Genomic DNA, 12,031 nt, shown 5'->3' with positions numbered 1-12,031 from the left:
CCCGCACTACCCAACACCACCAACACGACCGCCACTTGATCGGCTACACCACTCGACGGGACATGACCCTCCGTCAGGCGTTGCGTAGGAGGACCGGCCGCAGGCGACGGCCGGGCGGAGGCAGCTTGTAGCCGGGCGGGGAGGCGAGGTGCTCGCAGACTCCGCCGTCCTGGGGAAACGCGACGCCCCACTCTTTCTCCAGGGCGGGGAAGAACTGCTTGGCCTCCGGGGCCTGCCCCGTGGTCTGCCAGGTGTAACCGGGGCCGTCGGCAAGCGCCTGGAGAACCATGCGTCGCCCGAGTCCCTGACGCTGGCAATCGGGGTCGATGGAAATCTTGTTGATACTGCCGACGCGGCAGGTATCGCACACCACCCACACCAGCCGCCCGACGTCGTACCCGTCCCGGTCGAACATCCGAAGGTCCCGGTGCCCGGTCGGACGTCGCGGCGGCCAGTACAGAAACCGCACCTCCCGGCGCCGGGTGATCAGCAGAATCCACCGCCACCGCAGCGGCGAGATGTACTCGGGGACGGGCGGTGTCACCGGCTTCTCCCTTCGAGTTCGGGTCGAGAACGAGGTCTGTTGGTCGCCGATCAGATCAGGTGGCGTAGAGGACCGTTTTCACCCCCTCTTCCTATGGATTCAGGGGCAGCCAAGTGGGGGGAAGGACGACTGTCCCAGAAGCAGTGCCGACGGCAGCGAGGAGCTCAGTGGGAGCTGGACCCGTTGCGTCGGTAAAGGACACCTCGCCGTCACGGAACCTCGCTCTACGAAAGGACACCCCGCCGCTGGCGAACGCCACGCCGCCGAACGACACCTCACTACCGGAGAACGTCGCGTCGTTGAACGACACCGCGCCGCCGGAGAACGCCGCCCCGACAAACTCCACCCCGCCGTCAGCGAACGTCACGCGGTTGAAGAACACCGCGCCGTCGGAGAACGCCGCACGGCGGAACGACACCCCGCCGCCGGCAAACGTCGCAGAGAAGAACGACACCACGCCGCCGGAGAACCTCGCGTCGCGGAACGACACCTCGCCACCGGAGAACACCGCGCGGTCGAACGACACGGCGCCGCCGGAGAACCTCGCGCCGTGTAACGACACCGCGCCGTCGGAGAACGCCGCACGGCGGAACGACACGCCGCCGCTGGCAAACGTCGCGGCGAGGAAGGACACCCTGCCGCCGGAGAACACCGCACGGTCGAACGACACCTCGCCGTCGGCAAACGTCGCGGCGAGGAAGGACACACCCGCCGCCGGAGAAGCTCGCACCCTCAAAATCCATGTAGCCGTCGATGGTGACGCCACTGAGGTCAAGGTCGCAGCCCTGCCAGGAGCGGTGGGTTCCCTTGGAGCGTCGGTAGTGGTCGCCGATGAGGCGCAGGATTGTATGCCGGACCTTGCGGAGGGCCAGGTAGAGGTGATGTTCCTCCTGGTATGCGGGGTCGTCACCCGGATCTGGGGTGAAGGGGAGCTGGAGGTAGGCGCACAGAACGTCGATACACGTCTGTCGCAGGCTGTCGTCGGGGGCGTCGTCGGCGAGGCCGGCCAGGGCGTGGACGCCGCCGAGCCTGAGCTAACTCAAGAACAGTCGGGAGTTCTCGGCCCGGTTGTTCAGGCCTTTGTGGGAGCGGTGCTCGACCGAGGGCATGACCTCGCGGTGGGCGGCTCCGTAGGAGCGGAGCTTGTCGGTGACGACCACCCGCGGCACCGTACCCGTCTTTGTGAGAAGGCCACGGAAGAATCGCCTGGCCGCGGCCTTGTCGCGTCGGTTCTGCACGAGGATGTCCAGCACGTTGCCGTCCTGGTCGACGGCCCGCCACAGTTATTTCTGCTCGCCGTTGATCTTGATGAAGACCTCGTCGAGGTGCCACTTGTCGCCGGGGCGAGGGCGCCGGCGACGCAGGGAGTTGGCGTAGGCCTGCCCGAACTTCAGGCACCAGCGGCGGATGCTCTCGCAGGACACGACGACGCCGCGCTCCAGCATGAGGCTCCTCGACCTCGCGGAAGCTGAGCGGGAACCGGAAGTACAGCCACACGCAGTGCGAGATGATCTCGACCGGGTACCGGTGCCCCTTGTACGACGGCGACGCGGACGACACGGGCGATCCCATCCAGACGCGATCAACCACAAGATCATCTCATGACGCTCAGTCAACGTGACAATGCCGGCTGCACGCCTACCTCGATGACGCGGACCTGGTCGTGGCGATGGGCGGCGGGGTCGGCACGCTGCACGAACTCACCGCCGCCCTGTACTACGCCACCACGATCCGCTCCCTGCCCGTACGGCTACTCGGGCCCACCGCGTGCCGCCTGAGCGAGTTCCTGCGGGCGGAGGGGAGAGACAGGTAGCGATCCGCTGTCCGCGCAAGGACGCCACACAGTTGACGGCTGCGGCAGCTAGGAGATCGGCGCAGGTCATGAGGATGCGGCTGAGGGCCACGACGGTGATGACGGCTCCGCCGCCCAGGACGGCGCCCAGGACCAGCGTGAGGACGACCTCCCGGACCCCCAGCCCGGCTGGCATCAGCACGGCCGCCACGCCGGCCACCGTGGACAGGGCGAATCCTCCGACGACAAGTGGCGCCAGGTGGAGCGAGTCCGGGGCGAGCCCGTCCGCGAGTACCAGGACGTGCGCTCCGGTGACCACCCAGCCCAGGCACATGGTGCCCAGAGCCCCGATGACCGTGCGCCGGCTGGGAAGCTCGACGGAGCCCCCGGTGCGGCGCGTGACGCGCCGCACCGCACCAGCGCCAGCCCGCACCACTCGCGGCACGAACAGGGGCACCAGGGCCACGATCGACAGGGGCAGCACCACCCACCACAAAGAGTTGGCGACGGCGAGTTGCGGTACCGCGAGCAAGCCCACCGTGAGGCCCGCCACCAGGGACAGCGCGACACTGCCGAGAAAGGTCATGGCCAGTCTGGCTGGCTGCAGGCGCAGCGTGCGGGCGAGGTGTGCGTGGGCCAGAGCGGGCCACAGCCCGCCGGGAACGTACTTGCCCAGGCCAGAGACGAAGAACAGACGGGCGGCGGTACCGAGCGGGAGCCGGGAGCCGCCGGTGTTGAGCAGCATCCGCCAGCCCAGCATCCCCAGCCACAGACCGCACACCGTGAGCATTTCGGCCACGACACAACGCGCCCAGCCCACGGCCGCGATCCCGGCCACCAGGTCTCCGCGCTGTCGCCACAACTGCCAGGTGATGAATAGCACCACGCCGCCATAGCCGATCAGCCGCAGGGCCGATGTCCAGAGTTTTCGCGTCATTGGTGGCCGCCCACATTGACCCACATGTCCTGCGCTCGGTGGTCCGAGAGCCCGACGGGATCCAGCAGCCGGTAGCGCAGGGGTTGCGGCCCGCCGCGGACGAACGCCCAATCCAGCCGCCACGTGGTGACGGCGCCGTCCGCTGGCCAGGAGACGGGGTACAGCGGTCCACCGGCCTCCGTGACGTCCTGGCCGAGCTTTTTGACCCGCCTGAGTTCACCCATCGCGGGGCTGGTGTTGAAGTCTCCGGCCACCAGCAGGTGGCGGTCACCGGTGCGGATCTCCCGGGTCAGGGCCGCGAACTGCTGTCGGCGGCTTCCCGCCTTCTGATGCATGGCGGTGTAGAAGGTGCCCCCGTAGGGCTTCTTCGACATGTCGAACTGCACAGGGATGTGCACGTTGTAGAACGACATCACGCGGCTGCCGATGCGCAGATCTGTGCGGAGCACCTTGGCCCGCTCGAAGTACGGCAGCCAGCCCGCCTGGGTACCCTCGTCGGCCGTGTAGCGGTCGGGCGTTACCAGCGGATGTGCCACAACGGGGTAGCGGGATATCGTCACCAGCTCGCCGCGGGTGACGATGTGGTAGCTGGGGAACTCATGGTGCAGGCGCGCCAGGTCGTTGATCCGCGTCACCTGGTTGGTGTGCTCGTCGAAGTTGATGTACTCCTGCAGGAGATAGACATCCGCCCGCTGCCGCTTGAGGAAGTCGTAGAAGCGGGCCGGGGCGTTGTCCTGATCCCAGTACTCGGTATTCCACGAGAACACGTGCACGCTGCCGGGTCCCAACGCCCGCCCGCCGCCCAGACCCTTAACGTTGAAGCCGGTGAGAGGTACACCGAGCAGCAGCGCGGCCACCGTCATGGCGGCAATGGGCCGCCACGCCGGCCGGGCGAGAGGTGTCAGGGCGAGCAGCAGTACCGGGACTACCAAGAAGAGGATCGGGGGCACGATGGCAGGCAGGAGCCACAGCCAGTAACGCCCGCTGAGTAGCAGGTGCATCAGGCAGAAGAGCAACCACGCGGCACTTGCCCCGAACAACAACCGGGTCCAAGGACGCCAGCGAGGACGAGGCTGCGAATCAGCCGGAGAGCCGTCAGCGGCAGCTGCGCTGGAGGTGCTCAGAATAGTCGACATCACACGCCCGCTCGCCGCGGTTCGAGCTGGAGAGTGTCGTACAGCCTGCGGAAGGAACGAGAGGTGAGCCACTGCAGCACGCCCACGGCCAGGCCGGAGGCGATGGTGATGTTCGCCAGGTACTGCATGGCTACGTAAAACAGGAGGAAGCGGCTGCCGCGGCGACGCCAGACAAAACGGTACATTCCGACGTCGGTTGCCACTGAGAACGCGAACAGGACCACCGGCAGCACCAGCCACAGGGGGCCAAGGACAGTGGCCGCAATCAGCGCCGGTACGGTCGCGAAGGCAGCGATGCAGCCCCAGCCGCGCGTTGCGGTCTCAAAGCCCTTGGCGAAGCGCCGACGCAGAGCATAGAGCGGGATGCGCAGGCGGGTGCGCGTGTACACCTTCCACAGGAGGGTGGACAGCTTGTCGTCGTGATCGTGCTTGCCGCTCACCTTGGAGTCCAGCAGAAGTGTGTAGCGCTGCGACACGCGGTGCCCGTAGTCGGCGTCCTCGGTCTGCTTGAGCCGGGGATTGAACGGGCCCACCGCGTCGAAGGCCGACCGCCGCATCGCCGTCATGGCGGGGTACATGTTGCTGACGCTGCCTTCCGAGGTGACCTGCCAGTAGTGCAGTTGCAGGCTTCGGTACTCCTCGACCTTGCTGTCGACCACCAGGGGATCGGGGTGGTAGACCCCGCACACGGCGCCGACAGCGGGGTCGGCGGCGAGGATCGCCACGGCGTTCTCGACAGCGTCCGGCTCGAGTGCGACATCGGAGTCGAGGAAGAACAGCACCTCGCCGTGCGCATGGGCGACTCCGGTGTTGCGGCCCTCCGCGCAGCCGCTGGCTCTCCTCGGAGTCTGAACGACCCGGGCGCCGGCCTGCTGAGCCACCGCTACGGAATTGTCCGTGCTGTGATCGTCGGCGACTATGACTTCGACGGCGGGGTAGGTCTGTTTCCGCACCGCCTCCAGGCACAGGGAGAGGGTCCGGGCATAGTTGTAGTTGGGAATGATGACAGACACCAGTGGTGCCTCTTTCACGGAGACCACCTGGACTTCTATGAGAGTGAACCGATGATGTGCGGATAACGGGCCAGCACGTTGAGAACTGCCAGGGTCAGGGCCCAGAGAAATGCGTTGAGCAGCATGAAGTAGTCGCGGGACAGCGTTCGTACCGGTTCGCCGCCGCCGCTTTGGACCATGACGATCTGGAGATACCGGAACACCGCCAGAACAGCGAACGGCGTGGAGAGAAGAGCTCCGGAAGCACGGAACGGACCGAGCGGAGACTCGGTGTTGATGTAAATGAGGAACGCGACGCACACCAGCGCCCCGGTGAGTCCGATCAGCTGGTCTAGATAGGGCAGAGAATAGCCCCGTAAGGCAGGGCGATGGCTGGTACCGGATACAGCTATCTCACTGCGCCGCTTCCCCAGTATCAGCAGCAGGCAGAGCGCCAGCAGGCTTACCGGGAGCCATGCCGACAGCCCTTGATGGATCGCGACGTAACCTTGCGCCAGCCGCAGTTGGAAGCCGACCGCCACGATGACCACGTCCAGCAGTGGAATGTGCTTCAGGCCCCTGCTGTAGGCGACGTTCAGGACCAGGTAGGCCAGCACGGGCCACCACTGCGTCGGCCGGACCACGGCGAGCAGCGCGGCCAGCACCACCATGAGAGTCCCCAGCAGCACCGCCGCGAAGGCCATCGGCACCTGGCCCGACGCGATCGGCCGCAGCCGCTTTTCCGGATGTGCCCGGTCGCGATGCCGGTCCACCATGTCGTTGCCCGTGTAGACCAGGGAGGAGGCGGCGATGAAGACCATGACAGCCCAGCACACGTGCCACAGCTTGGCCGAGGTCCACACGCCCGCATCCATCAGCGGGAGCGGCACTACCAGGAAGTTCTTCAGCCATTGATGCGGGCGCATCAGCCGGACCAGCCCACGGGCGAGGCTGCGCTCCTGTACTGGGTAGGCCCTGTCGATCGGCGAGTTCAGGTCGATTGTCATCAGCTCGGTGCGTCCGACTTCTTTCACAGCGATCCCCCCACAGACAGGCCTCGTCAGAGACTTAGAAGAAGACCCTGGCAGCGGAGAGTGCGCCTTGCCTCCAGGGATCCCGACTTGTTCTGCCGCTGCGGGCCTGGTTTCCGGGGCCTTGGAGCATCCGATTCTCCTGCCACCAGTCGTAGGTGCGCAGAATCGCATCGCGGTTCGAGAACTTGGGATTGAAGCCGAGTTTGGCGGATGCCTTGTCGACGCTTACGTACGAATCCGCCATCAATTTGTGCAGCAGCCGGCCGTACACGGGCGAGAGCCGGCTCAGTTCCAGCAGCCGCAGCGTCAGCAGTGCCGGCCGGGCGGGCAGCGAGACCACTCTTCGGCCGTGTCCGGCGGCGTCGAGCACACTCTGGAAGTCATCGCGGATGGTGCGGAATTCAGCAGCTGCCAGGTTGTACGTGTCGTTCGCTTCCTTCTCCGGGGCGTGCAGAGCGGCCAGAACCCCGTCGATGAGGTCGTCCACGGCCAGCATCTGGATGCGCACGTCGCCGCGGCCGAGCACGGGGAAGTTGCGGCCTTCCTCGGCCCATTCGAAGAGCATGGAGAACAGGCCCATACGGCCGGGCCCCAGGAAGGTCTTGGGGCGGAGGATCGAGACACAACTGCCGGCCGACCTGAACTGCTCGGCCACCACTTCGGCCGCAGCCTTGGCCCGGCTGTATTCGTCCATGGGTGACCGCGGATACTCTTCCGGCGTGGGCACGACTGTGGGCAGCCCGTAGACAGCCGTCGAGGATATGTACACCAGGCGTTCCACGCCGGCGGCGGCCGCCTGGCCGAGTACCGTGCGGGTGCCCTCGACGATGATCGAACGGATCTGCTCTGCGGGATAGCTGGGCAGCGCGGCGGCGCAGTGGACGACCGCATCCGCGCCCGCCACGGCGGCGCTCATGGCGGCACGGTCCCGCACGTCTGCGACGATGTGCAGGACGGATCCGTCCGGCTCCTCGGTGGGGCGCACGTCGACACCGGTCACCGACCAGCCCTCGGACGCCAAACGCCGCACCAGGTGGGCGCCGAGCATTCCCGCAGCACCCGTCACAACGATTCGTTTCACCACCGGGAGGTCACCTTCTCCCGGACGAACGAGGTGAGGAGGCGGGACAGGCCCTTGCTCAAGGTGCTGTCCAGTGCGTCGAGGAAGTACTCGACCTCGTCGGGGCCGGCTATGAGAGACGGGGCCACCATGAGGGGGTTGGCACCGTTCGGGCTGTAATAGGTCATGATGTTGTGCTCGCGGTAGAGGTGCGCGATCACCGACAGCGTGACGAGTTTCGTACGGAACTGCGGGTCGCCGGAGAATCCCGGGGCCAGCCTCGACGCCAGGCCCAGGAGCCGGGGTCCGCCGTTGAGGAACACCCCGTGCAGCGCGCCAGTGCCGGCCACTTCTCGAACGGCGTCGGGATGCGCTTTTGCGATCCGCTGTAACCCGGGGACGAGCAACTCCTCCAGCTTCCTGGCACGCCCGGGAAAGTCGTCTTCGACGACCACGTTCACCGCCTCGATAGCGGAAGCCGTCTCCTCGCCGAAGCCGTAGTACGTCGTGCTATGCAGGATGACATCGGCCAGCCGGTCGTACGCTCGCCGGAATATGCGCTCGCGAGCGGTGTACCCGGATATCGAAGCCTTGCCGCCGCCGAGCGACTTGGAGTAGGCGAGGATGTCGGGTGCCAGCCCTTCGTGGCGCATGAAGTAGAAGAGACTGCCCGTCTTGCCCCATCCGGTGTAGACCTCGTCGAAGATGAGGACGATGTCTTCCTCGTCGCAGAGCCGGCGGATGGCGCGCAGGGCAGATTCGTCCCAGCACCGCAGCGTCGAAGCGCTGTACGGCTCCACCATGATGGCGTAGACGTCGCAGCCGCCAGCGGCTGTCCGGTGGGTGCGGACGGCCTGGCGTACCGCGTTCACGTCTCCGTACGGGTAGATGGCGGCGCCGGGCAGTCCAGGGAACTGGAAGGCGTTCTCCGTCGAACCGGTGAGGCTGCCTGCTCCGAGTGTCTTCCCGTGGAAGCTGATGTCGGCTCGCAGAATGGTGTTGCGCGTGCCGTTGTGGTACTTGTACGCCATCTTGATGGCTCCCTCGTTCGCCTCCGCGCCCGAGTTGGGGAAGTACGAGATCGAGAGATCCTCCGGCAGCAGGGAGGCGATGTTGTGGCTCAGCGCCGCGACGTAGGGGGAAAAGAACGCTTTGTGCACCTCCATCCGGTGTTTCCGGGAGAACTCTTCGCGTGCGGCGAGGATGCGCGGGTGGTTGTGCCCGTGGTTCAGGACGCCGACGCCTCCGGAGAAGTCGAGGATGCGGCGACCGTCCCGCATCCTGATCCAGGACCCTTCGGCGGACTCCACCAGTTCCCGTCCGAAGCCGAAGGAGGTCATGAGAGAGACCTGGCTGCTGCTCACGTATTTCTCGTACAGATCGTGGACTTGATCGATGTCGAGTCGCTCCGCGTCCTCGATCGTGATGAGACCGGGTGTGTCCCCGTCCATATGGGTTTTCTCCTCTGCTTATGCGGCCGACGTGATGCCGGCCTGGTCGAGTTGGATTCGGGTGTCCTCGCTGAGGACCAGGTCGAGCGCGCCGAGACATTCGTCGAGTTGAGCCACTGAACTTACGCCGAGAACCGGCAGCCAGGCTGGTTCGGACTGCATCATCCAGGCCAGGACCACCTGGTTCGGTGTGGCACCGAGTTCCGCGGCGACCTCCATGAGGGTGCGCATACGCTGAGGCAGCCCGGGGTGCCGGTAGAAGTCCGGCACTGTGCGCTCCTCTCGCGTATAGGCTCCCGACAGCAGCGGCGAATAGGCGAGCAGGGTGAATTCCGGGTGCGCCCTTCCGTAGTCGAGCAACTCGTCGGTGGTGTAGCGCTGCCCCCCGCCAGGAAAGAAACCGCCTCCCAGCGGCTGCAGATACGTGTGCATCTGCTGGACGCACCGGAAATCGGGCCAACCGTGACGCTGAGCGGCCTCCCGGCTCTCGGCGATGCGCCAGGCCGGATAGTTGCTACACCCGGGCACCGCCATCAGTCCTTCTTCGACGAGGCGCGCGAAGGCCTGCGCTGTCTCTTCCACCGGGGTGCTCCGGTCCTCGATGTGCGCGTAGTAGATGCCGATCCGGTCGACACCGAGGCGTTGCAGGCTGGCCTTCAACTGGTCTCGCAGAACAGGGCCGGACAGGCCCTCTGCGTTGGCCGGCCACTCGCCTGGACCGGAAGGTCGGGCACCTGCCTTGGTGGAGATTACGACCCGCTCATGTGCGCGCCGGCTCTTGAGCCAGTGGCCGATCAGGGTCTCGCTTTCCTCGCCGTTGGCCCCCGGTTCCCAGAATGCATACGTGTTGGCGGTATCGATGAAGTTCCCGCCCGCTTCCAGGAACCGGTCGAGGATGGCCATGGAGGTCTCGCTGTCGACACGGGTGCCGAAGTACATGCTGCCCAGGCAGAGATCGCTCACGGTGAGTGTCTGTCCCTGTCCCCTAATGAAACGTTCATGCATTGCATCTCCTGCGCTGAGCTGGGTTGCCAGAGGGTGTCCTGCCGTACATAGAAACCCTCACTGCGTGCGGTACCGGTCAGCAGTTGTCGGAAGCCGTGCAACCGGTCGAAGTGGTGAAGCGGAAGCCGTCGTCACACCGCCAGTACGAGATCTCCTTCCAGTACCAGAACGCGCAGTGGGGGTCGCAGACGGTCTGCTCGATCTAGCAGGCCTGGGCTCCGGACGACTGCGCGTGAGCGCCGGTGTTGGGGGCGACCACACTCAACAGGCGGTCACCGAGCATTGAAATACCACGCATACCTTCTCCCTCGTTACGTCGGAGCACGGGCCTGGGGAGGCCCCAGCTTCGAGCGATGCGCCCATCAGTTGTTAGGCGCCGGACATCCGGTTCAGCACTTCCGCTGGCGGTGGCCCTTTACGGTCGGCCGGGCGGGAAGGGGCCGCAGCAGGCGACGGTCTAGGTCTCGTCGGCGCTGGCAAGTGGCACTACGGCGAGCACCGCGGCCGGTGAGACTGTCGGGAGGTCGGTGACGCCTCTCGCCCCTCTCGCGCAGCCCCGGGCGCTGCCGGAGGAGTCGGTCACCAGCCCTGCCCCGCGCTGGTGGACCGTCAGACTGATCAGTGACGCCGTTGACTATCACATGGTCACCACAGGGGTGTCATCGGACCAGGGGCACAGGATGCGTGGTGATCGATAACATGCTCGTTATGGCAGCAAGTCGGACAGTGAACGGAGGCTTCTCCGTGGGGGCGTCCGTATCGAAGGAACCGAGCATTCATCAGCTTCGGCTCTATCTCACGCTGAGCGAGGAACTCCATTTCGGACGTGCTGCCGCGCGTTTGTTCATCACGCAGCCGGCGCTGAGTCAGCAGATCAGGGAGCTGGAGAAACGCTTGGGGTTACGCGTGGTGGAGCGCACGAGCCGGACGCTCACTCTCACCGAGGCAGGGCAGGCCCTGCTCCCCGAAGCCCGAGCGGCGGTCGCGGCTGTCGACCGGCTGCGGCGCGTCGCCGACGCACAGCTGCGACAGATCTCCGGACGACTCGTCGTGGGAACCATGGGAGCCGAGGCATCCATGGCGCACTCCCGTGCCGTACTCGGCCTCCTGCAAGACCGTCACCCCGGGACAACCGTTCAACTGGTCAACCTCGGCTTCGGCGATCACATGGCCGCGCTGGCACAGCAAGAGGCCGACGTGGTCTTCCTCCGTCCTCCGGTGACGGACGACATCGAACTGCACCACCTGGCCACCGAGCCACGAGTGGCCTGCCTCTCCGCCGAGCATCCCCTGGCGGTCCTGCCCCAGCTCACCCTGGCTCAACTCTCCGGCGTCCCCGTGGTCGACATGCCTGAGCAGGTTCCGCGGCTGTGGTGGGACTTCTGGGCGGTCGATCCCCGCCCCGACGGCAGCCGCGTTCAATATGGGCCCGTAGTCACCGACATGGAATCGTTGCTGCACACGGTGGCCGCCGGAGAAGCGATGTGTTTTCTGCCGGAGGCCGCCCGTGAGTACTTTCCACGCCCAGGGGTCAGATACATCGACGTGGTCGATCTCACCCCCTCCACGTCCGCCCTCGCCTGGCTGCGGCGAAGACGTTCCGAATCCACCATCAGAGCCATTCGGCAAGCTGCGCACGAAGCCACGAGCCGAGGTTTCGGCGTAGTCATTGACGCATCCGAGGCTTCAAGGTGACGCGGGTTCGGTAGGTGGGGTACAGCGCCACCCGTCACACAACGCCACAGTTCAGGGATTATGACACAGCTTCTGAACTTGTTTTTTATGGTTTGCGAGCATTGAGTTGATTACGTTCGGCGATCGACTCGGGGCGTCTGCTCGATTTACCCACGTCGTAGCGGGTGGCGGGGCGCTGGTTCTTCGAGCCAAGCGGTCTTCCTGGGCCGGGAGTTGAGGGTTTGGGCGCATGGGCCGGACTGTGCAGAGGCTGTCGCACGGCTCCTGCCCGGTGAAGGTCAAGAGCGATTCGTTGTTCGGTTCCAGGGATCAGGGAGACGCTGGACTCTTGTACTACAGCCTCAGATCTTGTGACTGGTGATCGGTGCTGATCGTTGTCCGGTCA

11 protein-coding genes and 2 pseudogenes are annotated in these 12,031 nt (G+C 65.8%); 2 read left to right on the top strand and 11 right to left on the bottom strand.

Going from position 1 to position 12,031, the window contains the following annotated elements; translation table 11 throughout:
* Positions 1–73 precede the first annotated feature (73 nt).
* The 10 genes and pseudogenes from RB628_RS37175 to RB628_RS37130 all read right to left on the bottom strand — a co-directional run bounded on the left by RB628_RS37175 (position 74) and on the right by RB628_RS37130 (position 9,909).
* Positions 74–544, bottom strand: coding sequence for a hypothetical protein (locus RB628_RS37175; RefSeq protein ID WP_318325059.1), 471 nt, complete (start codon positions 542–544; stop codon positions 74–76).
* Positions 545–635: 91 nt separating this feature from the next.
* Positions 636–1,250, bottom strand: a complete 615-nt coding sequence (locus RB628_RS37170; RefSeq protein ID WP_318325058.1) for a pentapeptide repeat-containing protein — start codon at positions 1,248–1,250, stop codon at positions 636–638.
* A gap of 340 nt (positions 1,251–1,590) precedes the next feature.
* Positions 1,591–2,116: pseudogene (locus RB628_RS37165) on the bottom strand (IS6 family transposase); the annotation flags it as partial.
* A gap of 128 nt (positions 2,117–2,244) precedes the next feature.
* The gene (locus RB628_RS37160) at positions 2,245–3,273 is read right to left on the bottom strand and encodes a lysylphosphatidylglycerol synthase domain-containing protein (RefSeq protein WP_318325057.1); all 1,029 of its coding nucleotides are present in this window, start codon (positions 3,271–3,273) and stop codon (positions 2,245–2,247) included.
* Entirely contained in the window at positions 3,270–4,274 is a 1,005-nt protein-coding gene (locus tag RB628_RS37155; protein ID WP_318325056.1) for an endonuclease/exonuclease/phosphatase family protein, read from the bottom strand. The genes RB628_RS37160 and RB628_RS37155 overlap by 4 nt, the downstream gene beginning before the upstream one ends.
* Before the next feature lie 134 nt (positions 4,275–4,408).
* Positions 4,409–5,422 carry a glycosyltransferase family 2 protein gene (locus tag RB628_RS37150; protein WP_318325055.1) on the bottom strand — a complete coding sequence of 338 codons (1,014 nt, stop codon included), beginning with the start codon at positions 5,420–5,422 and terminating at the stop codon, positions 4,409–4,411.
* 35 nt (positions 5,423–5,457) lie between these two features.
* Positions 5,458–6,435, bottom strand: a complete 978-nt coding sequence (locus RB628_RS37145) for a UbiA prenyltransferase family protein (protein ID WP_318325054.1) — start codon at positions 6,433–6,435, stop codon at positions 5,458–5,460.
* A gap of 34 nt (positions 6,436–6,469) precedes the next feature.
* A complete protein-coding gene (locus RB628_RS37140; RefSeq protein WP_318325053.1) occupies positions 6,470–7,519 on the bottom strand; it encodes an NAD-dependent epimerase/dehydratase family protein in 1,050 nt (349 codons plus the stop codon).
* Positions 7,513–8,946, bottom strand: coding sequence for an aspartate aminotransferase family protein (locus RB628_RS37135; protein ID WP_318325052.1), 1,434 nt, complete (start codon positions 8,944–8,946; stop codon positions 7,513–7,515). Before RB628_RS37135 ends, RB628_RS37140 begins: the two co-directional genes overlap by 7 nt.
* Before the next feature lie 18 nt (positions 8,947–8,964).
* Entirely contained in the window at positions 8,965–9,909 is a 945-nt protein-coding gene (locus tag RB628_RS37130; RefSeq protein WP_318325051.1) for an aldo/keto reductase, read from the bottom strand.
* Positions 9,910–10,034: 125 nt separating this feature from the next.
* On the opposite strand from RB628_RS37130, the gene RB628_RS37125 reads away from it, so the two are divergent.
* Together RB628_RS37125 and RB628_RS37120 are read left to right on the top strand one after the other, a co-directional pair.
* Positions 10,035–10,157: a hypothetical protein gene (locus tag RB628_RS37125; protein ID WP_318325050.1), complete on the top strand. Its 123-nt coding sequence runs from the start codon at positions 10,035–10,037 to the stop codon at positions 10,155–10,157.
* A 481-nt stretch (positions 10,158–10,638) separates the two neighbouring features.
* A complete protein-coding gene (locus tag RB628_RS37120; RefSeq protein WP_318325049.1) occupies positions 10,639–11,646 on the top strand; it encodes a LysR family transcriptional regulator in 1,008 nt (335 codons plus the stop codon).
* Between the two features lie 85 nt (positions 11,647–11,731).
* Here RB628_RS37120 and RB628_RS37115 read toward each other — a convergent pair.
* Positions 11,732–11,905, bottom strand: a pseudogene (locus RB628_RS37115) (transposase); the annotation flags it as partial.
* Between the last annotated feature and the right edge of the window lie 126 nt (positions 11,906–12,031).

This window comes from Streptomyces sp. ADMS (assembly GCF_033441795.1).
Lineage (GTDB): Bacteria > Actinomycetota > Actinomycetes > Streptomycetales > Streptomycetaceae > Streptomyces.
The sequence above is the reverse complement of the archived record's forward strand: the minus strand, read 5'-3'. Positions and strand labels throughout refer to the sequence as shown.